Origin of the sequence: Lacicoccus qingdaonensis (assembly GCF_900101075.1) — a bacterium.
Classification (GTDB): domain Bacteria; phylum Bacillota; class Bacilli; order Staphylococcales; family Salinicoccaceae; genus Lacicoccus; species Lacicoccus qingdaonensis.
In genome coordinates this window covers 1-23,589 of the sequence record NZ_FNFY01000030.1, presented here as the reverse complement: position 1 = coordinate 23,589, position 23,589 = coordinate 1, and the positions used below count along the sequence as shown (strand labels likewise).

General features: G+C 40.8%; 20 protein-coding genes and 3 pseudogenes. 12 read left to right on the top strand and 11 right to left on the bottom strand.

Annotated elements, in window-relative coordinates:
• Together BLR15_RS11945 and BLR15_RS11940 are read right to left on the bottom strand one after the other, a co-directional pair.
• Positions 1-206 (bottom strand): helix-turn-helix domain-containing protein (locus BLR15_RS11945; protein WP_143003983.1); only part of this gene is annotated, 206 nt, incomplete at its 3' end.
• Between the two features lie 171 nt (positions 207-377).
• Positions 378-980, bottom strand: a pseudogene (locus BLR15_RS11940) (recombinase family protein).
• A 791-nt stretch (positions 981-1,771) separates the two neighbouring features.
• On the opposite strand from BLR15_RS11940, the gene BLR15_RS11935 reads away from it, so the two are divergent.
• The 7 genes and pseudogenes from BLR15_RS11935 (at position 1,772) to BLR15_RS11905 (ending at position 9,602) form a co-directional block, all read left to right on the top strand.
• A complete protein-coding gene (locus BLR15_RS11935) occupies positions 1,772-3,118 on the top strand; it encodes a dihydrolipoyl dehydrogenase family protein (protein ID WP_020006638.1) in 1,347 nt (448 codons plus the stop codon).
• A 296-nt stretch (positions 3,119-3,414) separates the two neighbouring features.
• The gene (gene merR, locus BLR15_RS11930) at positions 3,415-3,822 is read left to right on the top strand and encodes an Hg(II)-responsive transcriptional regulator MerR (protein WP_020006639.1); all 408 of its coding nucleotides are present in this window, start codon (positions 3,415-3,417) and stop codon (positions 3,820-3,822) included.
• A gap of 16 nt (positions 3,823-3,838) precedes the next feature.
• Positions 3,839-4,161 (top strand): annotated as a pseudogene (locus BLR15_RS11925) (mercury transporter).
• Between the two features lie 59 nt (positions 4,162-4,220).
• Positions 4,221-5,864 carry a mercury(II) reductase gene (merA, locus tag BLR15_RS11920; protein ID WP_020006641.1) on the top strand — a complete coding sequence of 548 codons (1,644 nt, stop codon included), beginning with the start codon at positions 4,221-4,223 and terminating at the stop codon, positions 5,862-5,864.
• Between the two features lie 291 nt (positions 5,865-6,155).
• Positions 6,156-6,524: an ArsR/SmtB family transcription factor gene (locus tag BLR15_RS11915; RefSeq protein WP_020006642.1), complete on the top strand. Its 369-nt coding sequence runs from the start codon at positions 6,156-6,158 to the stop codon at positions 6,522-6,524.
• Positions 6,517-8,985: a heavy metal translocating P-type ATPase gene (locus BLR15_RS11910; RefSeq protein WP_092987818.1), complete on the top strand. Its 2,469-nt coding sequence runs from the start codon at positions 6,517-6,519 to the stop codon at positions 8,983-8,985. The genes BLR15_RS11915 and BLR15_RS11910 overlap by 8 nt, the downstream gene beginning before the upstream one ends.
• Positions 8,982-9,602, top strand: a complete 621-nt coding sequence (locus tag BLR15_RS11905) for a CadD family cadmium resistance transporter (RefSeq protein ID WP_092987815.1) — start codon at positions 8,982-8,984, stop codon at positions 9,600-9,602. The genes BLR15_RS11910 and BLR15_RS11905 overlap by 4 nt, the downstream gene beginning before the upstream one ends.
• Positions 9,603-9,892: 290 nt before the next feature.
• Here BLR15_RS11905 and BLR15_RS11900 read toward each other — a convergent pair whose 3' ends face one another.
• Positions 9,893-10,240: a type II toxin-antitoxin system PemK/MazF family toxin gene (locus BLR15_RS11900; protein ID WP_176754157.1), complete on the bottom strand. Its 348-nt coding sequence runs from the start codon at positions 10,238-10,240 to the stop codon at positions 9,893-9,895.
• 85 nt (positions 10,241-10,325) lie between these two features.
• The gene (locus BLR15_RS11895; protein ID WP_092987811.1) at positions 10,326-10,604 is read right to left on the bottom strand and encodes an AbrB/MazE/SpoVT family DNA-binding domain-containing protein; all 279 of its coding nucleotides are present in this window, start codon (positions 10,602-10,604) and stop codon (positions 10,326-10,328) included.
• Positions 10,605-11,002: 398 nt separating this feature from the next.
• Between BLR15_RS11895 and BLR15_RS11890 the strand changes: the two genes are divergently transcribed.
• A complete protein-coding gene (locus BLR15_RS11890; protein ID WP_092987809.1) occupies positions 11,003-12,319 on the top strand; it encodes an IS1380 family transposase in 1,317 nt (438 codons plus the stop codon).
• A 552-nt stretch (positions 12,320-12,871) separates the two neighbouring features.
• Here BLR15_RS11890 and BLR15_RS11885 read toward each other — a convergent pair.
• From BLR15_RS11885 to BLR15_RS11870, 4 genes are all read right to left on the bottom strand, one after another.
• Positions 12,872-14,305, bottom strand: coding sequence for a multicopper oxidase family protein (locus BLR15_RS11885; protein WP_092987807.1), 1,434 nt, complete (start codon positions 14,303-14,305; stop codon positions 12,872-12,874).
• A 120-nt stretch (positions 14,306-14,425) separates the two neighbouring features.
• Entirely contained in the window at positions 14,426-14,689 is a 264-nt protein-coding gene (locus BLR15_RS11880) for a hypothetical protein (protein ID WP_092987805.1), read from the bottom strand.
• A 197-nt stretch (positions 14,690-14,886) separates the two neighbouring features.
• Positions 14,887-15,120, bottom strand: coding sequence for a heavy-metal-associated domain-containing protein (locus tag BLR15_RS11875; protein ID WP_092987803.1), 234 nt, complete (start codon positions 15,118-15,120; stop codon positions 14,887-14,889).
• Between the two features lie 148 nt (positions 15,121-15,268).
• Positions 15,269-17,152 (bottom strand): heavy metal translocating P-type ATPase, encoded by a 1,884-nt coding sequence (locus tag BLR15_RS11870; RefSeq protein WP_092987801.1) that lies wholly within the window; start codon positions 17,150-17,152, stop codon positions 15,269-15,271.
• Between the two features lie 549 nt (positions 17,153-17,701).
• Here BLR15_RS11870 and BLR15_RS14445 point away from each other — a divergent pair.
• Positions 17,702-17,845, top strand: a pseudogene (locus BLR15_RS14445) (IS30 family transposase); the annotation flags it as partial.
• 216 nt (positions 17,846-18,061) lie between these two features.
• Here BLR15_RS14445 and BLR15_RS14485 read toward each other — a convergent pair.
• Positions 18,062-18,259 carry a type III toxin-antitoxin system ToxN/AbiQ family toxin gene (locus tag BLR15_RS14485; RefSeq protein WP_092987797.1) on the bottom strand — a complete coding sequence of 66 codons (198 nt, stop codon included), beginning with the start codon at positions 18,257-18,259 and terminating at the stop codon, positions 18,062-18,064.
• A 381-nt stretch (positions 18,260-18,640) separates the two neighbouring features.
• Between BLR15_RS14485 and resA the strand changes: the two genes are divergently transcribed.
• The 3 genes from resA to ccsB all read left to right on the top strand — a co-directional run bounded on the left by resA (position 18,641) and on the right by ccsB (position 22,031).
• The gene (resA, locus tag BLR15_RS11855) at positions 18,641-19,174 is read left to right on the top strand and encodes a thiol-disulfide oxidoreductase ResA (protein WP_092987795.1); all 534 of its coding nucleotides are present in this window, start codon (positions 18,641-18,643) and stop codon (positions 19,172-19,174) included.
• Between the two features lie 92 nt (positions 19,175-19,266).
• Positions 19,267-20,829: a cytochrome c biogenesis protein ResB gene (gene resB / locus BLR15_RS11850; RefSeq protein ID WP_245696782.1), complete on the top strand. Its 1,563-nt coding sequence runs from the start codon at positions 19,267-19,269 to the stop codon at positions 20,827-20,829.
• A gap of 2 nt (positions 20,830-20,831) precedes the next feature.
• Positions 20,832-22,031, top strand: coding sequence for a c-type cytochrome biogenesis protein CcsB (ccsB, locus tag BLR15_RS11845; RefSeq protein ID WP_092987791.1), 1,200 nt, complete (start codon positions 20,832-20,834; stop codon positions 22,029-22,031).
• Between the two features lie 351 nt (positions 22,032-22,382).
• Here the strand turns inward: ccsB and BLR15_RS11840 are convergent, their stop codons facing one another.
• Both BLR15_RS11840 and BLR15_RS11835 read right to left on the bottom strand, forming a co-directional pair.
• Positions 22,383-23,189: a ZIP family metal transporter gene (locus BLR15_RS11840; RefSeq protein WP_407927604.1), complete on the bottom strand. Its 807-nt coding sequence runs from the start codon at positions 23,187-23,189 to the stop codon at positions 22,383-22,385.
• A 136-nt stretch (positions 23,190-23,325) separates the two neighbouring features.
• On the bottom strand, positions 23,326-23,589 hold a 264-nt coding region (locus BLR15_RS11835; protein ID WP_143003948.1), incomplete at its 5' end, for a transposase.

The window sequence follows — 23,589 nt, the reverse complement described above, 5'->3', positions numbered from 1 at the left end:
GTTGCTTCAGAGTAATGTTTCCAGCCTCTGGACTCTTTTAACCCATCCACACCAGCCGTTTCATAACGGTGGATCCATGCTTCGATTGTGTGACTGCTCAATTGATAATAATTAGATACACTATGGATGGATTGATGATCTGATAACACTTGATGAATCATATCGACTTTCTCTTCTATCGTATACTTGGACGTTCGTTTAGACATAAAAATCTCCCCTCGTCGTAGTTACAGAGTTTTTATTATTTCTCTGTCTACTACGAGGGGAGCATATCAATTTTCATATCTTGCAGTTTCTTTTTATATTTCATACGATCTTTCATTTTATCGGATTGATATTCAGATGCTTTTCTTTCCAATATTCTATATATAGTAGAACTAGTTCAATTCTTTTTTAATTCTATATATTGTCTGTCGTGTAATGCCGACTTCTTTTGCAATTTTAGATATCGCAATGCCTTCGTTCAACTGAGAAACAACACGATGATATACGAGTCGCTTTTGAGGATCTTTCGCATTTGGAGAATAAAGTGTCGGCCGGCCTTTATAGACCCCTTTGCTTTTTGCTAATTGAATGCCCTGGGCTTGTCTACGCTTAGATTCCGAACGTTCTTGTTCTGCAATCATAGCAAGTATTTGGATAATGAGATCTTTAATAAACTTATCCAACAAAGGGTTACCAACCGCCTCACTCATGATAGGCAAGCTTGTGATGATCAATTGAACATCCTTCTGCTTCAAAAAATTCACTGTATCGATTACTTCATCGTAGTTTCTCCCTAATCGATCAATCGATTCTACAATGAGTTGATCTCCCGACCGAACAAATTCTTATACTTCTTTGAAGACACTTCGCTCATTTACGGTGGCTCCAGATTTCTTTTCTCTAAAAACCTTTTCTGCACCAAATTCTTCTAACACTTCAATCTGTCGGTTCAAGTTCTGATCCAACGACGACACTCGAGCATATCCTATTTTCATTTAACCATCTTTTCTCAATATATTTAAAATACACCCTAATCATACACTTCAAAACCAATGGAATCAATGCCTGTATAATGTCCATTTAGGGTCTACTCTAATAAAACATAAATAAAAAAAAAGAAAAACACATCTACAAATTGTTTGACCAGGATATTATTTTCTAATTGTAAACGAAAACCGTCCGTAAAAGTGTACTTTTATGAACCTTAATGGTACTGTAAAATATTTAATTCAACTTATATAGTCGTTTCCCAATCCATGACAGACGCCTAGATACTAAAGTATAGTCATAAATTTTATGCTTTTCTCAATAGATATGAGGTTAGCGATTACTATCATTACGATATTTCCTTTAGGGTCGCGCACACTTGCCCAGAAATGAATCCGAAAATTCATGCCAATCATGCAGACATTGGTGGCATTTATCATCTTGTTATCCGGTGTTTACTTGCTTATTTATTTGACACACGGGCCGATTTTTTAATGCATGAAAAGGATGGAGTTAGTGGCAGATACAAAAATATTGAGGTGTTAGGGGCTCATCTTGTATCCGAAAATGCATGAAATGTGATTTACACGATGACATTAGCCGTTAATTTGCTTAACCATAGAAGATTTAAAAGAAAGTCTTGCTATATATTTAACAATGTTGTGCGGGATAAAAACACAGTGAAGTCACCGTTTAGTTAAGACGTTGGATTTTTTCAAACTGTGGATGAAGTACAGGGTTTCATTAGACAAAAACAAGGAAAACTTATTAAAGAGTGATTTCTATGAGGAGGATAATGATGACAAAGAAATACGATCTCATTGTGATTGGTACAGGTTCTGCGGGGTCAATCACAGCAGCAAAATGTAATAACGCCGACTGGAGTGTAGCCATGGTAGATGACAGGCCATTTGGGGGCACGTGTGCGCTGCGTGGATGTGACCCAAAAAAAGTTCTACATGGGGCAGCCGATCTCATCGATTGGAATAAACGAATGATTAGGAACGGAGTACCATCAGAGGTCTCCATCAACTGGAAAGATCTTATGAGCTTTAAACGAACTTTTACAGGTGATGTCCCGGAAAAAAAAGAACAAGCATTGAATAATCAGGGAATCGATACGTATCATGGCAAAGCATCTTTCATTAGTGAGGATCAACTTGAAGTAGATCAAGAAATACTCGAAGGGAAGCATTTCTTGATTGCTAGCGGTGCGAAGCCTACTCCTTTGCCTATACAAGGGGAAGAACATCTTACCTATAGTGATGAATTTTTGGAGTTGGATAAATTACCAAAAAGAATCGTCTTTGTTGGTGGGGGATATATTTCGTTTGAATTTGCTCATATCGCAGCACGTGCTGGCTCAGAAGTTCATATTATCCATCGAGGTCAAAGACCTTTGGAGAACTTTGATGTAGACCTTGTAGATATTCTTTTAGCAAAATCGAAAGAGATTGGCATTCAGGTACATCTTCAACATTCCGTTGAATCCATTGAAAAAGACCAAGGAAAGTTTCATGTGCACGCTCGAAAAAAAGAGGATATAATTCGGTTGGAAGCAGACATCGTCATCCATGGAGCCGGACGGGTTCCAGCGTTAGATATAAATCTTGAAAAAGGGAATATAAAAAGGAAGAAACATGGTGTCCATGTTAATGAGTATTTGCAAAGTGTAAGTAGTCCGAACGTCTATGCAGCTGGAGATGCTGCAGCAACAGATGGCTTGCCCCTCACACCTGTAGCCAGTGCAGATTCTCATGTTGTAGCATCTAATTTATTGAAAGGGAACAGCAAAAAAATTGAATATTCCGTGATTCCATCTGCTGTATTCACCGTACCGAAAATGGCGTCGGTAGGTATGAGCGAAGAGGAAGCCAAAAATTCTGGCCGGAATATTAAAGTAAAACATAAAAACATTTCCGATTGGTTTACGTATAAACGGACAAATGAAGGGTTTGCTGCGTTTAAAGTGCTAATTGACGAAGATAGTGATCAAGTTGTCGGTGCTCATTTGATTAGTAATGAAGCCGATGAACTAATTAACCATTTTGCAACAGCCATTCGTTTTGGAATTTCAACCAAAGAATTGAAACAAATGATATTTGCCTATCCAACGGCAGCTTCGGACATTGCCCACATGGTGTAAGTTTACGTAATGTGAGATGTTTATAAACCACTTTATCGTCTAATCTTGTTATATGATCTTAGAATCAAAAAGAAAATAACTTTTTTGACAGCCGCATTTTTCAACGGAAGAATGTGGCTTCTTGGCGTGAAGAGCAGATAGCTTTATTCTTAAACTTCTAAAAAACTTATGTGAACAATTGATAAATAAGGTTTTTTATCTGATCTGTTTTATAAGATTATTCTATAAAAGAAAAATAATGTATGACTTGACCGTGTACTATGGTACAGAGTTTATACTTTTATTGAGGTGACAATATGGGGATGAAAATCAGTGAATTGGCTAAAGCGTGTAATGTGAATAAAGAAACCGTTCGGTATTACGAGCGGAAAGGATTGATAGCCGGACCTCCCAGAAACGAATCAGGGTATCGAATATATTCAGAGGAAACAGCAGATCGGATACGGTTTATTAAACGAATGAAGGAATTGGACTTCTCGCTAAAAGAAATCCACCTGTTGTTTGGTGTAGTTGATCAAGATGGGGAGAGATGTAAAGATATGTACGTCTTTACCGTTCAAAAAACCAAAGAAATCGAGCGGAAAGTGCACGATTTGTTGCGGATCCAACGGTTATTAGAGGAATTAAAAGAAAAGTGTCCAGATGAAAAGGCGATGTATACCTGTCCCATTATTGAAACGTTAATGAGGGAGCCTGATAAATGAATAGGGGAAGATTTGGATGAAAAGACGCATTTCCTTAGGTAACGGCTGGGGTGTGTGGGCCTTTTCGGTATATTATTGGTTCCTTTACTTTGTTGTGCAGGACCGATTCTCCTTGTTGCATTAGGAGGTACAGGGATTGGTACCCTCTTTGCTGGTGCGACAAGAAATTGGTGGTTGACTGGCATTTTCGCAGCATTGGCCGTTGTTATGATTGCTCTGATTCTTAGCAAGTTCTTGAAGAATAAATACAATTCTCCTGAAGGCAACGGAAAAACAAAAAATAAAACGGAATGCTATACGCCTCCAGAGAGCATGGATCGGGAGCATGAGACAAGATGAATATGAGGTAAAAATGTACAGAACTGTCTATCAAACTTTAAATAGGAAGAGGGATTCAAATGACTCAAAATTCATATAAAATACCCATTCAAGGCATGACATGCACCGGTTGTGAAGCACATGTAACCGAAGCATTGGAACAAGTCGGAGCTAAAGATGTTTCGGCCGATTTTCGATGCGGTGAAGCATTTTTTAAACTCAGCGAGGATCGGATTGAAAAAGCTAAGAAAAATATTTCGGCAGCCGGCTATCAACCCGGAGAGGAAGAAAGCCAGGCCTCTGAAAACAGTGTAGATTTCAATCGGGATGGCGATTACGATCTTCTGATTATTGGTTCCGGCGGTGCGGCCTTTTCAGCCGCAATCAAAGCCAGTGAAAACGACGCGAAGGTGGCCATGGTGGAACGGGGCACGGTTGGAGGAACGTGTGTCAACATTGGATGTGTCCCTTCGAAAGCCATGCTTCGTGCCGGTGTCATCAATGGACTGGCACAGAACCATCCATTTAACGGCTTACAAACAGGTGCCGGTGCTGTGAACCTTGCGAAATTGACCGAGCAAAAAGATGAACTGGTCGGTCAAATGCGCCAAGAAAAATATATCGACTTGATCGACGAATACGGATTTGATCTCATTCGTGGTCAAGCCTCGTTTGTCGACGAAAAAACGGTACAAGTCAACGGAGAACACATTACGGCTCAAAGCTTCTTAATCGCAACGGGGGCAGATCCTGCGGTTCCAGACATTCCGGGATTGAGTGAGATTGATTATTTAACGAGTACGACAGCACTAGAATTAAAAGATGTTCCGAAACGTCTCGCCGTAATTGGTTCCGGTTATATCGCAGCGGAATTGGGCCAAATGTTTCACAATCTCGGAGCAGAAGTGACCCTTATGCAAAGAAGTGAGCGTTTGTTTAAGGCGTACGAACCAGAGATTTCTGACGCCATTGATGACGCCTTAACGGAGAAGGGGATCAACCTAATCACTGGCGTTACCTATCAAAAAGTCGAGCAAAACGACGATACGAAAAGCGTTACGATTGAAGTGAACGGCGAGAAACGAGTCATCACAGCCGATCAAGTGTTGGTCGCAACAGGCAGAAAGCCAAACACAGAGTCCTTAAACCTAGAAACAGCAGGCGTGAAAACAGGTGAAAAAGGCGAAGTATTGACCAACGAATTTTTACAAACGACAAATGTCCGCATTTATGCCGCAGGCGATGTGACACTCGGTCCACAATTCGTGTATGTTGCGGCTTATGAAGGGGGCGTTATCGCGGACAATGCACTCGGTGTGGCCAAACGGAAAATCGATCTTCGCTTTGTCCCCGGGGTAACATTCACGAATCCATCGATTGCGACCGTCGGGCTAACCGAACAACAAGCCAAGGTAAAGGGTTACGACGTGAAAACTTCGGTTCTGCCGTTGGATGCTGTTCCCAGGGCATTGGTCAATCACGAAACAACCGGGGTTTATAAACTTGTTGTTGATGCGCAAACCCGTAAGTTGATCGGAGCTCATATCGTCAGTGAAAATGCCGGGGATGTCATTTATACGGCGACCTTGGCGGTGAAATTCGGCCTGACCATTGAAGATCTTACGGATAGTTTTGCCCCCTATTTAACCATGGCCGAAGGTTTAAAACTCGCAGCCTTGACCTTTGGTAGGGATGTGTCGAAATTATCTTGTTGTGCGGGTTAAACTTATATGATTAATCTTCCTCAAACGGGTGCGATTGCTAAAACATGAGCAGTCGCTTTTTTATTAGACGGAACAGAATAGTTCTATAAATGTTTGGATGTAAATAATTAAGGAACCCAGCTAATCTTTTCATGTGAGGGGTAGCTAGGTTTTTAAAGTTGGATATGCAAAATATCACTTAAAATAGGTGCAAAATAAAACCAAAAGTCACAATTCAAACATCTGATTGAATAAAGAAAAACAAGATGATATACTATATTCAAACAAATATTTGAATGACGGGGTGTATGTATGAATAAGAAAGAAACATGTGAAGTTTTTTGTTATGACGAAGAAAAGGTTAACCGGATGCAAGAGAATTTACAAACTGTCGATATTGCCGGTATATCACAGATGCTTAAGGCTATTGCCGATGTGAATAGGGCAAAAATCACCTATTCCTTATGCAAGGAAGAGGAATTATGCGTCTGTGACATCGCAAATATACTCGGTGTGACTGTAGCAAGTGCATCTCATCATTTACGCACGCTCTACAAAGAAGGCATCGTTACATTCAGGAAAGAAGGGAAACTCGCGTTCTATTCTCTGGAAGATCAGCATATTAAAGAAATCATGACGATTGCATTAATACATAAGAAAGAAGTGATAACCAATGTCTGAAGGGATTGCAGAACTGACTGAAGAAGAAAAAAATATTTACCGTGTTCAGGGGTTTTCTTGTGCGAATTGTGCAGGGAAATTTGAGCGCAATGTGAAGAAACTACCTGAAGTTCAAGATGCGAAGGTGAATTTTGGCGCATCAAAAATTTCTGTATATGGTTCTGCAACGGTTGAGGAACTGGAAGAAGCAGGAGCATTTGAAAATCTCAAAGTGGTGCCTGAAAAGTCTAGTCGTCAAGCGCAACCAGAAGTTAATAAAGAGAAAAAAGTCTACCGTGTCCAAGGATTTTCTTGTGCAAATTGTGCCGGCACATTTGAAGGGAATGTGAAGAAACTACCTGAAGTTCAAGATGCGAAGGTGAATTTTGGCGCATCAAAAATTTCTGTATATGGTTCTGCAACGGTTGAGGAACTGGAAGAAGCAGGAGCATTTGAAAATCTCAAAGTGGTGCCTGAGAAATCCCGGGAAGAAAGTGGACAAGACAAAAAAGAAAAGGAAGTAACCATTCCATTTTATAAAAAGCACAGCACTCTGCTCTATTCGCTACTATTTATCGCTTTTGGCTTCATTTCAATGTTGGTGAATGGTGATGACAATATTCTTACACCGCTGCTATTCATCACTTCCATGATTGTCGGAGGGGCTTCAATGCTGAAAACGGGTCTCCAGAATTTAGTCCGGTTTGAATTTGATATGCGAACCCTGATGACAGTCGCAGTGATTGGCGGTGTCATCATCGGAGAATGGGCCGAGGTCGCCATTGTTGTCATCTTGTTTGCCATCAGCGAAGCGTTGGAGCGTTTCTCGATGGATCGAGCAAGGCAATCCATCAGTTCATTGATGGATATTGCTCCTAAAGAGGCACTTGTCAGACGCAACGGACAGGAAATGACAGTGCACGTCAATGATATTGCTGTGGGCGATATCATGATTGTTAAGCCTGGACAGAAAATTGCTATGGACGGCGTAATTGTCAATGGTTACTCTGTAATCAACCAGGCAGCAATCACAGGTGAATCAGTGCCGGTTGAAAAATCGCTCGATGATGAAGTATTTGCAGGGACACTGAACGAAGAAGGCTTACTGGAAGTTAAAATCACTAAATTGGTTGAAGATACGACCATTGCCAAAATCATTCATCTGGTGGAAGAAGCACAAGGTGAGCGTGCTCCTGCCCAGGCATTCGTTGATAAATTTGCAAAATATTATACACCCATCATTATGGGTGTCGCAGTGCTGGTTGCGATTGTACCGCCGTTATTTTTCGGTGCCAGTTGGTCTACTTGGGTATACCAGGGGTTAGCGGTCCTCGTTGTAGGTTGTCCATGCGCATTGGTGATTTCCACGCCGATAGCGATTGTTTCAGCAATCGGAAATGCTGCCAAGAAGGGAATCCTTATAAAAGGGGGGGTTTACCTCGAAGAAATGGGTGGATTAAAAGCCATTGCATTTGATAAGACCGGCACACTCACAAAAGGCGTCCCGGTTGTAACCGATTATCGTTTAATCGACAATGCAGTTGATGAAAAGGAAATGCTGGCAGTCATCACAGCATTGGAAGATCGTTCCCAGCATCCATTGGCATCCGCTATTATAAAGAAGGCAGACAGTTATAACCTTCCTTATTCTGATATCTTTGTCGAAGACTTTTCTTCCATTACAGGCAAAGGGATACGGGGTAAAATCAATAATGAAATGTATTATGTTGGCAGTCCGGCATTATTTGAAGAGATACAGGCAACTAATTTCAATGATGCAATTAAAAGTGATGTCAAAACACTTCAAGAACAAGGTAAGACCGTTATGGTTGCAGGAACGAAAAATACAGTTCAGGCAATTATTGCAGTCGCGGATGAAGTCCGCGAATCAAGTAAAGCGGTAATCCAGAAGCTGCATCAGGCAGGCATCGAAAAAACAGTCATGCTTACGGGGGATAATCATAGTACCGCCAGTGCGATTGGTTCACATGTCGGTGTCACAGATATTCAATCTGAATTACTCCCGCAGGATAAACTAGACGTAATCAAGCAACTAAAAACTGATTATCGTCATGTAGGCATGGTCGGTGATGGGGTCAATGATGCGCCAGCATTGGCAGCTTCCACCGTGGGTATCGCTATGGGTGGCGCCGGTACAGATACCGCTCTTGAAACAGCAGATGTCGCCTTAATGGGCGATGACCTGAAGAAACTGCCTTTTACCATCAAGCTCAGCCGCAAAACATTGAACATCATCAAAGCGAATATCGCTTTTGCCATTGGAATCAAACTGATTGCTCTATTGTTGGTCATCCCAGGATGGCTGACACTATGGATTGCGATTCTCTCGGACATGGGTGCCACTTTAGTGGTGGCCATGAATGGTTTGAGGCTTATGCGTGTGAAGGAAGATGAATTAAGCTTGGGTTCTTCCCAGATAAATAAAAGTACTGATGCTGAAAAATTGGAGTTGGAACTATGATTGTAACGGCATTTACAGCTGCTGCCGTTTATGTAGCGACAGGAATCGACTACCTCGTTATATTGATTCTTCTGTTTTCGCAAATCGAAAAGAGTAATCAAATAAAACATATTTGGGTTGGACAATATATAGGGACAGTCATTATTATAGGCGCAAGTCTTCTGGTCGCATTGGGAGTAGCCAATTTTATTCCTCAACAATGGATGATCGGTCTGCTTGGATTGCTGCCACTTTACCTGGGTATCAAAATATGGATCAAAGGGGAAGAGGACGAAGATGAAGATAACATTCTCTCCCTTTTCTCTTCAGGCAGATTTAATCAATTATTTATAACGGTCACTTTCATTGTACTGGCTTCCAGTGCGGATGATTTTTCTATCTATATACCATACTTTACAACTTTAAATATGATGGAAATCGTTATTGCCATCATTGTTTTCATGATCATGGTTGGTGTTCTATGTCTAATCAGCTATCGATTGGCTTCCTTGAATTTTGTTTCAGATAAAATCGAAAAATATGAACGTTGGATCGTTCCAATCGTCTTTATAGGATTAGGAATTTATATCCTATTTGAAAATGGCACATTCAACGCTCTGTTCTCATTCCTATTTTAATAGAAAATTTTATAAGCCGATATCTCTCTTTTAATGTGAGATATCGGCTTAATTTTAGTGCAAAATATCACTTAAATAAGTGCAAAATAAAGTCAAAAGTCACACATATAGAAATTTTTGATGATGAAATAGTATGTTTATTTAACGACCGTTATTTGGAGGCGTTTTTTTATATAACAAGTAACATGAAAGATAAAATATTACATATGAAAAATTAAGCCCCTAACTTACATTATAAGTAGGGGCTTAAGAGGATGAGAAGAAATGTATTAATACCACTATAATCTTTACTAGCCGATATAAGTAATCGCATCGATAATCTTCTTACATTCTTCAAGTAAATCTCGTTTGGCTTCATCTGACAATTTCGCATTTCGGGCAACTGGATCAATCGCTTTTATTTTTTCACATAGTACATAACCTGTCGTTTTATTATTCTTGGTTCTTCCATCCACAGCGACATGCGTTGGATAGCCTTTATTTGTGTTAGTAATGGGCAAGGCCCAAATTAAATCAGTGTGTCTATGTACACTTTCTTCTGAGACCACAATTGCGGGTCTGTAGCCTTGTTGTTCATGGCCTTTTGCTGGAGACATATTGATTTTTATAATATCCCCCGCTTTAAAAAACTTTGTCATACGCATCCCTCCAAAAAATAGTGTCTGTACTCATTTTATAGTTAAAAATGAGTACAGACACATGATATTTAAGCTGATCGACAGATCACCATTCTTCTTTTCCAGCCGGTTCTATCTCATCCCAAAGAGCCTCTGTTTTAGGTTTTTCACCATCGTAACCGACAAATAATTTTTGAAATGGTGTCAACTTGCTCTTTGGCACCAACGAAATGCGATTGTGTTCTACTTCTACCTCGAGCAACGTATCGTCTTCATCAAACCCTGCTTCTTTCAGGACTTCACGCGTGAGCCTGATTCCTTGACTGTTACCCCATGGCTGAATTCTAGCTTCTCGTTTATTCACTTTTCGCTTCGTCTTCTGCATGCAAATCAACTCCCTCAAACTTATTTTATATATTTAAGTATATCCTATGTATATACGTTAAGCAATAAATAATATTCTGCCTTTGCCAATTGATGTTAAATTTTTATACAATATTTATCACTCTAATAACTCTATATTTCGAACCTCCTAAAAACGACTGTTTATTAACTCTTTCAGGATTAAAATAAATTCTGACTGTCATTTTTAATGATATTTTGACTGGTTTAGAATTTAACTTGTATTATCCTGAATTATTCATAGAAAATTATTGATCGATTGTTAAGGTCGACATAATCAGCTTTTCTGTTCAATCCTTGTTCATCTAGAAAATGAAAAAAGAACCCGTTTCTGATAAGGTTAAAAGTACGACCAAATAACCAAAAGAAGGGGTTCTTATAATGGCTACTTTACCTGAAATACCGCTAGATTTCAATCGTCAGATCAAACTCATGGATAATGGGGGCGACCTCTCATCCGATACCGGCGAATTCCTGTTCAGGGAATTCGATGACAAGCTCGGTTTCTCCAACATCTTGGCGAATCATCTGCACCTCAAGGACGACAGGCTGTATCATATTCATTCCAACGAAAATCTGATGCGACAGAAGCTCTATCAGATGATTGCCGGATACACTGAAGATGATGCCGCGGACCATTTGACAGCCGACCCGGTGTTCACGCAGATCATCGGCACGGATGCCTTGGCATCGCAGCCCAGCCTGTCCCGCTTTTTCAGTCGGTTTGACAATCAGTCCATGACACAGTTGAATCAGGCCAATCAAGCGATGCTTGATAAAGTCCACCGGCAACGTGAATCTGAGGCCATCATCTTTGATCTCGATTCCACCCACGCCGATACATATGGCAATCAGGAATCGACGGCATACAATGCCCATTACGGTACTGTCGGTTTCCATCCGCTTGTTGCATTTGATGGGGTCACTGGAGACTTTTTGAAAGCGGCACTGCGACCGGGCAATGTCTATACATCTAACGGTGTAGTGGATTTCGTCCGACCGTTGATCACACACTACAACGACACGTTTCCTGAAACCACACCGTTCCTACGCGGCGACAGCGGATTTGCCCTGCCTGCATTGTATGAATTGTGCGAAACGGAATCGGTGTATTACGTGATCCGCCTGAAATCCAATGCGAATCTCCAACGGATCGGAGAAGAAATCTGCCCATCTTCAGCGCCGGCCGACACTTCAGAGACGACATGCCATTATACAGAAACCGAGTACCCGGCAAAGTCGTGGGACCGGCCCCGGAAAGTCATTGTCCAATCAACGCGGCCGGCGGGCGAACTGTTTTTCACGCACTCATTTTATGTCACGAACCTGGTGGACGCCTTTACACCCAAAGATATCGTCCGGACCTACCAGAAACGCGGCACGATGGAAAACTATATCAAGGAAGTCAAAAACGGGTTTGGTTTCGATCGGATGAATAGCCACTCTTTCCAGGTCAATCAGGCCAAGATGATGTTGAGCCTGTTGGCGTATAACCTGACCAACTGGCTCCGGACCCTCTGTTTCCCGGATGGCCAACAGACCATGCAGATTGAAACCATCCGGACACGCATCATCAAAGTCGCCAGCCGGGTCGTCAAATCCGGCCGCCGGCTGTACTTCAAACTGGCTTCGAGCTTTGTGTATCAGTCGTTTTTCTGGCAAGTACTCCACCGGGTGCAGAAACTTCAACTGGAATAGAGATGACATCAGTATTTTTAAAACCCCATCGTCCAACCTAGGGTGCAGTCTGTCCAAAATGAGGGGCACACGCCGATGAATCGGTGTAGATGCATCAGTTTTCATCGTACTTCGGTCGTTGACACGCGACATATCAACAAAAGAACGAAAGCACTCAAACTTTCCAATGATTGAATATTTTATTTGGAAGTATGAATAATTCAGGATTATAGCTAAAAACCAACTTATCTCTTCCTGAAGGCAGTGGAATTTTAAAGTTGATTACGCAAAATAACATCGAAAGTGACACATACTTCGCTAAATATTAAATACACAATAATCAAATTAGGATGAAGTTCATTACAGAGGAGCCCTTTGTCGATTATACCTGCGTTTTATCAGACATCCCCAATTCATCATCACGACATTAATATTTAAAGATTTAAAAATGTCCATTATCTCTAATATAGAAATAATGGACACCGCCTATAATGACTGATTAGCATTTATAAAATAAGTGATACTCCTGGGATTTTCGATAACCACCCTATTAATACATAGTGATTTTTACTATTAACTAATTTCTACATGACCCATCATGCCATGTTCTTCATGTTCTAAGATATGACAATGATACATAAATTTGCCCGGTTTGGTGAATTTCAATAAAACATGAACCGTTTCTCCCGGGTTGACCAGCACAGTATCTTTCCAGCCCTGTTCATTTCGGGGCGGTATCTTACCATCCCGGTCTAAAATTCTAAATTGTACACCATGGACATGGTAGGGATGGATCAGGTTTTCCATCTCATCCTTGGCGTTGACAATTTCCCAGACTTGATATTCACCAAGAGGCTGCGTTGTATCAATTCGATCAGGATCGTATTTCTTGCCGTTGATCGACACACGATAATCTGTCCCAGCCATCAACATCAATTTCGTTGGATACCCGGCGACCTCGTGTGGTTGAATCACCGGCAGCATCTCTGTCCGAAGGGACATGATCGGATTGAAGTCTGCATTGTTTTTATTTTCTCCGCGACGGATTGTTAAACCGGTGATGCCGTTGACAAATAATTTCACTTCTTCTTCCTTAAAAGCTTCCAAGTCAACAATGATTTCAGCACGCTCGCCTGCAGACAAAAATAAGTGTTTCAGCTCAATTGGATAATTCAATAATCCGCCGTCTGTGCCGATTTGATAAAATGTAGCATTATTTTCTAGTGAAAACTCAAAGTTCGTCACGTTCGATCCATTAAGCAGACGCATACGCAAGTATCGTCCTTTAGCATCAAAGGTCGCATTTGCTGTACCGTTCAACAGCAATGTGTCACCTCCCGTACCATCGATACTTCTTACTTCATCATAATTCAACTTATACCCATCAACCAGGAAGCGATCCTGCACGACGACCGGAATATCATCCACTCCATACTCATGAGGAAGATGTTTTTCCAAACGCTTTGTATTTTCATCTTCAATGATGACCATCCCGGCCAGTCCTTCGTAAACCTGTTTCGACGTCGAACCGTGCGGGTGAGGGTGATACCATAATGTTGCTGCTTCATTATCCACATTAAAGTCGATTGTTTTCGTTTCATCAGGTTCAATCGTCATATGTGGACCACCGTCTGAAGCTTCGTCAACGATGAGGCCATGCCAATGATATGTTGTCACTTCATCCATATCATTGCCGGTATGAAGCTTGACCTGTTGATCTTTCTTAAGCTTTATTGTCGGCCCTAATAATTCACCATTATAACCACGGGACGGCGTCTTTCGTCCGGGGACAATTTCTGTTTCTCCGTTTTGGGCTCTGATTTCATATTCTATTTGTCCGTCTGTTTGACTGATTGGTTCGAGCAAAGGCGGGATATTCAATGGCCGTGATTCGATGTCATTTTCAGTGATTTTAATTTCATCATCACTGCGGAATATTGTTTCTAACGCTGAGGGCTGGTAACTCATATCCAACTTTTTAAAATGATTATCTGAATTGATCAGCATTCAATCTCTCCTTACATATTTTAAATTACATGAAAACTTTATGATTTTATATAGTGCCGCCCCGCATCAAAACATGATGCGGGACGGTTAAATGATATCTTATATTATATTATTACGGTGCTATCTGTTTACTGATTTCGCTTTAATCTTACGAGCATAAACCGACTCTTCTGTCGGGTAGGATACTTCCATCGTTAATATATTCGCTTTAAAAATATGAATCATCGTGGTTGTATCACCATCCACTTTTTCCAAACCGCAAATATTTTCATTTTCAACGACTTTAATACTGTTCAAAGCACTCTGGGGCGTTTTTCCTTCAATATCTTCAAAAATCACTTTTGTGCCATCTACCAGATTGTAAGTGAAAGTGTACTTGTTCATTTTCATATCTCTCCTTTTCAAAATATCGACTATGTTCACCCATAATAGTCCTACAAAATATATTTATCTTAAACTAAATTATAGTGTGCCTGCTTTGGTTAAAGTAAAGCCTTTACTTATCTATTGACCCGTGATAAAAGATCCCAAACAATCGTTTGAATGTCCGGGATCAGTTAAAGTGGAAATAATTAATTTGATCAAGCAACTTTTACTTTTGATTTGACGACCGGGTACCCCAGGTTTTCAATCGCATTTTCTATATTTTCAATCGTTGTAACTGCTTCATCAAAATTTACTTTGACTTTACTTGCATTGAACATGACTTTGACGCTGTCTTTTTCCACACCGTCCAAACCTTTTACAGCGCTATCAATCTTCTGGAGACATGATGGACATGATAAAGTTTCTAATTGAATGGTTGCTTTTTGCATAATATATCTCTCCTATTATAAATTTTTATTCGTTTCCTTCTCTATAATTCAAGTATACGGCTTTTTGCCGTTAAAATAATTGATGTAAATCAATTATTGATTGATTATTTAAAATCCTTGATTTTCTCAGGCGATGTGTTCTGTATCATCATCCCACTGTTGCATTTGCATTGACATTTCTGTTTCTTCGGCGATAAATCATCAATCTCATGGCGTTGAATATGACGACAAGGATACTCAATTCGTGTACCAGCATGCCAATCGTCATGTTCATCCAGTTACTGAACAGCAAGGCGGCCAACAAGATCAGTACCACGCCAACCGCAATGGTGATGTTCTGCTTCATATTTCTCGCTGTCACTTTTGTCAGACCTAAAGCATGAGTCAATCGGCTGAAGTCAGAGTTCACCAGGACAACATCCGAGGTTTCTATCGCAACGTCTGTGCCGGTGCCCATGGCAATACCGATATCGGCCAGAGCCAAGGACGGACTGTCGTTTACGCCGTCTCCGACAAATGCCACTATTTGCCCTTCTGATTGTAATTTTTCAAGATGAGCGGACTTGTCTTCCGGCAGCATATGGCCGTAGGCTTCTGTCAATCCAAGTTCGCTGGCAACAGCATCCACAGTGCCCTGGTTATCGCCTGAAAGTACAACGAGGTTTTTAACACCAAGCTTTTTCAGGTTTTGCAATTCTGCTTTAACACCCGGTCGAATTTGATCCCGAATCCCCATCAATACTTGCAACACACCATCCACTGCAGTCAGCACAAGTGAGTTTCCATTTTTCTCAAAGCGTTTCAGATCTTTTCTGACCGTTTCATTCAATTCAACATTTTCTTTTTCCATCAAAGCGACATTTCCCACTGCGACACGCCGTCCGGCGACTTTAGCGATGATACCGCCGCCTTTGACAACTTCAGTTTCATCTACATCAGAGAAGGTCGTTGGTCCAATATCCTGCAGCACGGCTTTTGCCAGAGGGTGATCGGATTCTCGCTCTACACTGGCCAGATATCCAAGCACTTCATCCATGTCATCTCCGTAAAACTTCTTTTCTGCAACTTCAGGATTTCCAATGGTCAATGTACCTGTTTTATCAAAAAGAATTGTATCCACCTTACTGAAATCATTGATGACTTCGCTGCCTTTTAAAAGCACGCCGTTACGGGCGCCATTCCCAATACCGGCAACGTTGGAGACAGGGACTCCGATCACTAAGGCCCCTGGACAGCCCAGTACTAGAACTGTAATCGCCAGTTCAACATTATTGGTGAACAACCAAACGATGACACCCAGTACCAGGACCGCCGGTGTATAGTATTTGGAGAATCGGTCGATAAAGCGTTCTGCTTCCGACTTGGAATCCTGTGCTTCTTCCACCAATTCGATAATCTGACCGAACGTTGTATCTTCCCCGACACGGTCAGCTTTGATTTGAATCGTCCCATTTTCCAAAATTGTACCTGCGAATACTTCTGATCCGTTCATTTTACTCACTGGAACAGATTCACCAGTGATACTTGCCTCATTGATATGACCTTCACCAGTTAAAACAGTGCCATCGACGGGTATTTTCGCACCGGTTTTTACTAATAAAACGTCGCCTTCATCTACATCATCAACGTCCACTTCTTCGAATTCACCAGCCGCGTTTTGTTTCAAAGCACTTTCCGGCGCCATCTCCGTTAGTTCTTTGATGGCAGATCTTGTCCGTTTGAGTGTACGCTGTTCTAAATAAGAACCAAATAAGAATAAGAATGTAACAATCGCTGATTCTTCATAGTTTTGAATCAGCAAAGCGCCGATGACGGCAATTGTGACCAATACGTCAATACTGATAACCTTTACTTTTAATGCTTGATAAGCCTGAATAGCAATCGGAGCAATTCCAATAACAGTTGCAATGATGAGTGACAAATCAAAGACAAACATGTTCCCCAGACCAAATCGACCATAGAATCCAAGTATGATCAAGGTTGCACTGATCAACGTAATCAGGTTTTTCATATCTAATATAGCCCTCTGCATGATACTTCCTCCATCTCTCTATTTTCTTGTTGGTTAAAGTATAAAGTTTTAGCGTCGTATAAAAATTGACTGAGGTCAAGATTATAAAATTTCGATGTGGACACACTCTGATTAGCTGTAATAATTTCTACGGCATCATAAGATGGCAATTCTATATATCATGCAAGACACCATAATCTACACTAAAGTTTGTTAAAGTAGATATATTGTTAATTTTGCTTTGTTGGTTGAATTAATATGTGTAATAGACAGTTTGAGTGTAGCTGGATCGTCTTATGAAATCTCATAGATTCCTTTTGCTTTGCAAAACATCTCTAAAGTTAAAGTTGAGTTCAACTTTAGAGGAGCAATTCATTAAAAGTTCCCCCATTACATGGTTTCCCCTTTTAATACTGAATAACCAATAAAATATGATTTTCAGACATACCACTTTTAGTTTAAGGAAACACCAGTCCTAAGTCTTCAACCTTCCAATAAACAGACCCTGAGCCACAAGTTCTGTACTGTCTTATTCATTGTCTTCGCTGCCAGTGATAAGAAATTCATGATATCCGACGGTTCATCCCAAGAGGCCAGCCGATCTCTGAGATCAGTGACCAGCAGATTCAACGCTGGATGAACAATTATCCAAGGAAAATCCTGGACTATCAGACCCCACATGAATGTTTCATTAAAGCATCTAAGCAGACATAATCGGCTCAAAGCGCGTAGTATAAAATTTCCTCCTCGTCGGGGGAGGGGGAATACTCACCATCATAGTACGTTCACAATATTCGGAGTGGAGCTCTCCCAAGGTGGCTAACTTAAAATTGAAATTTACTTTGAAATTTACGTCTTCTATACTTTATATCTTCAACAGTATTTAAATTTAATTTTTCTAATATGAATGATCTTGCTTATTTACAAGTATCATAAAAGATAAACGCAGTGCACCCAACATAAAACTTGTTTGTTGGGGCGATTGAATGAAGATAATGATACAAAATAATCATAGTCTTTAGTGTTCATAACGACACTGATATATAATTTTTCTTTGTACTTTTCGACATTTTGAGGTAATTTTTTGTCATATTTCCTTAAATGATGAGCATCTCTTTTACTTAATATTTTTCTATTTTCTAATAAAAAGCATACTTCTTATGATTTACATGTGTGCGATTAATGATAAGTGTAATTTTGGGGAAAATTTTTCAAAATAGCCTCGATGGAAGTAGAAAATGTTAGGGCCCGACAGGCCTACTGGTTACGATGTATTTGGCATACTGTTTTATGAAAAATAATGGTGTATTAATTCAGTAGATGATCTGTCCCAAATGTTATATGAAAAAGACATACCGTGTTGGATTGAAAGAATCTTAAAACATGATCTAAAAAGCTTATTGCTCATGAAAAAGACTGATTTGATAAAGGTCATAATATTGTAAAATCCCTCCTATAGTAAGAATGGTACAATAAATAAAACAAATAGTTACTGTAGGTGAAAACAATATGAAAAAACAAACGAGGAACATCCTCAGAATCACTATCATATCAAGTATTGTGATTTTGGTTGGTGTGACTTTATGGTTCAATTTAACTTCGGATATACAGGCAATACAAGTCGGTGATGAAGCAGTCGATTTCCAGCTCGAAACACTCGACGGGGGGACTGTACAACTGTCGGACATCAATGAAGATAAAGGTGTCATCCTGAACTTCTGGGGGACATGGTGTGAACCCTGCCGCGAGGAAATGCCGGATATGAATGAAGTTTATAATGAAGGGCATGACGACTATGAGCTGATCGCTGTGAACGTATCTGAAGGCGAGCAGCAGATCAATCAATTTCTAGCGAGTCTTGATGATGAACTATCATATCCAATTGCACTCGACCGTAACCGGGATGTGACTAAAGTGTATCAAATCGGGCCATTGCCGACGACAATCGCCATCGATAAAAATGGTGTGGTCGTGGATAAACAGGAATATCAGCTGACCAAGGATGATATTCACCGTTTTGTGGAACTATCAACTTCGGAATAGGGTGAAGTGTTGTGGAATTAAAAGAGATAAAATGCGGATCTTGTGATCATGTGAATCCACCAGGCACGCAGTTGTGTCAATCCTGCGGTAAAATGATCAACAGTGATTACGATAAAAAGAAAATAAAAGACCTTATGCGTTATGACGGGAGTGCCATCCGATCAAAGACAAGGTCAAGAAGCATCTTTGATAAGATATGGATTTTCTTCACTTCGATAAAAGTCGGAGTGGCAATCATACTGATCATTGCGATTGCATCCTCCATCGGTACGATTTTCCCACAGGAGTATTTCATACCGGTCGGTGCGGATCCGCTACAGTATTATACGGAGAACTATGGCACACCGGGCAGGCTGTATTATGAGCTTGGTTTCCATAATCTGTACTCTTCGTGGTGGTTCATCATCCTGATTGGCATGCTGGCACTGTCACTGATTGCGGCCAGCATCGACCGGGGGGTGCCGCTGTTCAAGTCTTTGAAGAACCAGCGTGCCAAAAAACACCCGACTTTCTACAAGAGGCAGCGCTTAAACTTGCAGCAGGCAAACACGAAGAATACTGAGCGAGTCATAGAAGGATTTAGGAAAAAAGGTTATAAAGTCAAAGAAGACCAAAATCACTATCTCTTGGAAAAAGGTAGACTGTCAAGGTGGGGCCCATACATAAACCACACAGGGTTGATAATTCTCCTATTCGGCAGCATGTTAAGGTTTTTCCCGGGGATGTATGTGGATGAGCTGATCTATATCACAGAAGGTGATACGGTGCAGGTGCCTGAGACTGACGGGCAGTATTATGTGGAAAACAACGAATTCATAGTGGATATTTATGAAGAGGAAGGTACAGTATTTGATGCGACCGTCCAGAACACCAATGAAACCATCGTCAGTAATTACCAGACTGATATGACTTTTTATGAGAATCAGAACGTAGATGTCGTCGGGGCGCCCCCCGATCTTGAAGTGGTTGAGGATTATAGCCTCCAAGTCAACCATCCATATCAGTTTGAGCAGTTTGAACTGTATCAGTCGAGTTACGATAACTCCCAGATGAAGTCGATGACTTTCCAGCTGGAGGACAGTAACGGAGAAACTGTCGGTGATCGCTTCACTGTCGCTCTGGATAATCTTGAAAGCACTTATGAGGTAGGCGAGGGGCTGGCTGTGGAGGTACGCGCTTATGCACCGGACTTCCTGGAAATAGATGAAAATGGCGCATTAATTTCAGAAACGCCCACACCGGTAAACCCGGCTTTTGTATTTGAGGTGACAGATGATACTTCCAGTGAACTTAGTCTGCTGCAAATCATGAGCTCGACTGATATCACCCAGGGCAACGAGTACAGTGTCAAGTTCGTTGAAAATGAAAATCACTGGGCCACCGTTCTAACATTGAAAAAAGACTTGACCCTGCCACTTATAGCGACAGGTTTCGTCATCTTTCTTATCGGTCTCTTTATCGGCTCATACATCAACCATAGACGTATATGGATCAATGATGAAAATGGGTTCAATATCAGTGCCCATACAAATAAAAACTATTTTGGTTTGAAAAAAGAGATCAATCCGGTGTTGGAAGATAACGGTTACGGTGAAATTTTTGACAGAGATGCACAAGATTTTGATAAAGGCGTCATCATAGTTGAGGGGAAATAAATATGGAATCAACACTTTTATCGATTAGTAACTGGCTGATCACTTCAGCCTTCTTTATATTATTGGTGGCACTTGTACCGCTTTCCATGAGTATTAGGAATGAAAAGAAAAAATTTGAAAAAACGGCCATCATCATGACGGCAATCGCTTTTGTCATGCAGATCAGCTATTTTATATTAAGATGGGTTGCAACGGGGCATGCGCCGGTATCGAACATGTATGAATTCATCGCCACGTTTTCAATCATGCTCATTTTAGGGTATTTGATCACATATCATTATTATAAAACGAAAGTATTGGGATTGTTTGCGATTCCTGTTTCATTACTGTTGATTGCATATGGCAGTTTATTTTCAACCGATGTTAATCCGCTGATCCCGGCACTGCAGAGTAACTGGCTTGCGATTCATGTTATTACTGTATCAATATCATATGGCATTCTGTCCATGAGTGCTGTAGCCGGATTGATCTATCTTCTTAAAGCCATTCCGGAAAATGAAAAGTCTTGGCGGGCGCGTATACTTGAAATGATTATGGCAGGTATTGTCATTGTGCTGGTTTATATCGGAACGACGCTTGTCATGAAAGGCGCAGTCGGTTACAGTGATGAATTCATGTATACCAGTCAACGCGGTGAAGCGATGATTGCAGAGTACCATCTGCCGAGTCTTATAAACTACGCCGACGCCATACCGGTCGAACATATCGGGGATAATCAATATGAACCTGCGGATCATTTCCATACGGGCATTAATTTACCACCTGTGATCAATTCGCAATCGCTGAACACAGTGATCTGGTCAATCATTCTCGGATTGATCGTCTACGGAGTACTTCGTTTAATAATGAGAAAACGGTTAATGGCCTTGGTCAAACCATTGGCCAACAGAGCTGACTTGAACTTGATGGATGAGATCGGCTACCGTTCAGTCATTATAGGTTTCCCATTATTTGCACTCGGCGGCATCTTTTTTGCGGCTATCTGGGCTCAGATCGCCTGGAGCAGATTTTGGGGCTGGGATCCGAAAGAAACCTGGGCCTTCATCACATTCATGTTCTATACTGTGTTCTTACACTTGAGACTGAACAGGGGGTATGAAGGAGAGAAATCAGCATGGCTTGCAGTGATTGGTTTCATACTGATACTCTTTAACCTTATTGCAATCAATCTGATCGTTGCAGGACTTCATTCATATGCATAATTAGAAAAGATGATTGAAAGCTGGCATATAGCTTCCAATCCTTACACAAAAGCGGCATCATAGAATTATTTCTATGACGCCGCTTTTTGATGGGACAAAAATAGAAGCCCCGACCAAGCTATATATAATGATAGTGGAGAATATCTGTTTTTCTCATATCTTACTTTTCCCCTAGCTCATTATCTATTGTATCTTTAATCGACTCATAATCGAATAGATTTTTTATTATTTTATCATAATAGTTGGTGTGAATTCAACGGCAATTTCCAAAGCCAGCATTTCACAATGATTTTATACACTTTTATAATTTTTAAAAGATCGACCATCCGCTTTTTGACTGATGCAAATATATTACCCGAGTGCGACGTCCAATATCATCATTAAAGTGAATCCAATCATAAAACTGAATACTGCAATATCTGAATGGCCGTTTTTCTGTGTGCTTGGGATAACTTCCTCGATCACAACAAAAATCATGGCGCCTGCTGCGAGACTTAAGGCATAAGGCAGAACAGGTTCCATAAATGACACTGTCAGCACGCCGATTACAGCAAATATCGGCTCCACCACTGCCGACATCCAGCCAAAGAAGAAACTTTTCGTTCTCGATACACCGTCACCGCGTAACGGCATGGAGACCGCCATACCTTCCGGGATATTCTGAATACCTATCCCCAGTGCCAGTGTCAGTGCACCTGCTGCGACAGCCATCTCCCCGTATATTGCTGCCCCGAATGCGATACCGATTGCAAGGCCTTCAGGAATATTATGCAATGTCAATGAAAACACGAGCAAAGTGCTGGTCCTATACCGCTCCGGATTCACCCCTTCCCGGTTTGATGCATTCCTGTGGATATGCGGAATCAATTTATCGAAAAGAAAGATGAACAACCCGCCAAGCAGGAAACCGACAGCCGGAGGGAACCATTCGCCAATCGGGTGATCCATACTCGCTTCAATCGCCGGTGATAATAAAGACCAGAAACTGGCTGCAATCATGACACCGCCGGCAAAACCGAGCATCGAGTTCAAAAATTTCATATTGACTTCACGCGTTAAAAATACAACAGCGGCACCAATGCCTGTCATCGTCCATGTAAATAGAGTGGCCAAAAGTGCCTGTTGCCACGTGCTCAAATTTGAACATATTTCCAAAATGTCAATCGCCCTCTTTATCATGTGAATAAACCATACTTATTTAATAATTTTAATCAAATGAATCAATTTCATAATTGCTCTTTTTAAAAATACAAAGACCTACAGAATTCCTAAAATGTATTTTAAAAAACAGAAATCATGCAGCTTGTTGCTGAATGAATTGAGCATCGATGCGGTCTGCAGCCAACTTGGATGCATTGTAAACAAGTGTCACCATGTCAAAATGAATTTTTGCGCGTTTTCCGGTACGATATCGAACATTGTTCAGTTGAAAGAATTCCTTAAGGTATGCATTGACTCTTTCTACCGCAGTACGGCGTTTGAAAATGTTTTTCCATGCTAGAGACCCACGGGCTGGTGCGGAATATTTCCTGAGATCTGTTGTTATTTTCATTTTGAA

Bases quoted from the DNA above. Each gene is read 5' to 3' on its own strand.
- BLR15_RS11870 (WP_092987801.1), bottom strand. From the start codon at position 17,152: ATGCAGAGGGCTATATTAGATATGAAAAACCTGATTACGTTGATCAGT.
- resA (WP_092987795.1), top strand. From the start codon at position 18,641: ATGAAAAAACAAACGAGGAACATCCTCAGAATCACTATCATATCAAGT.
- merA (WP_020006641.1), top strand. From the start codon at position 4,221: ATGACTCAAAATTCATATAAAATACCCATTCAAGGCATGACATGCACC.
- BLR15_RS11910 (WP_092987818.1), top strand. From the start codon at position 6,517: ATGTCTGAAGGGATTGCAGAACTGACTGAAGAAGAAAAAAATATTTAC.
- BLR15_RS11875 (WP_092987803.1), bottom strand. From the start codon at position 15,120: ATGCAAAAAGCAACCATTCAATTAGAAACTTTATCATGTCCATCATGT.
- BLR15_RS11935 (WP_020006638.1), top strand. From the start codon at position 1,772: ATGACAAAGAAATACGATCTCATTGTGATTGGTACAGGTTCTGCGGGG.
- BLR15_RS11900 (WP_176754157.1), bottom strand. From the start codon at position 10,240: ATGACAAAGTTTTTTAAAGCGGGGGATATTATAAAAATCAATATGTCT.
- BLR15_RS11895 (WP_092987811.1), bottom strand. From the start codon at position 10,604: ATGCAGAAGACGAAGCGAAAAGTGAATAAACGAGAAGCTAGAATTCAG.
- ccsB (WP_092987791.1), top strand. From the start codon at position 20,832: ATGGAATCAACACTTTTATCGATTAGTAACTGGCTGATCACTTCAGCC.
- BLR15_RS11890 (WP_092987809.1), top strand. From the start codon at position 11,003: ATGGCTACTTTACCTGAAATACCGCTAGATTTCAATCGTCAGATCAAA.
- BLR15_RS11885 (WP_092987807.1), bottom strand. From the start codon at position 14,305: ATGCTGATCAATTCAGATAATCATTTTAAAAAGTTGGATATGAGTTAC.
- BLR15_RS11880 (WP_092987805.1), bottom strand. From the start codon at position 14,689: ATGAACAAGTACACTTTCACTTACAATCTGGTAGATGGCACAAAAGTG.
- merR (WP_020006639.1), top strand. From the start codon at position 3,415: ATGGGGATGAAAATCAGTGAATTGGCTAAAGCGTGTAATGTGAATAAA.
- BLR15_RS11915 (WP_020006642.1), top strand. From the start codon at position 6,156: ATGAATAAGAAAGAAACATGTGAAGTTTTTTGTTATGACGAAGAAAAG.
- BLR15_RS11905 (WP_092987815.1), top strand. From the start codon at position 8,982: ATGATTGTAACGGCATTTACAGCTGCTGCCGTTTATGTAGCGACAGGA.
- resB (WP_245696782.1), top strand. From the start codon at position 19,267: ATGATCAACAGTGATTACGATAAAAAGAAAATAAAAGACCTTATGCGT.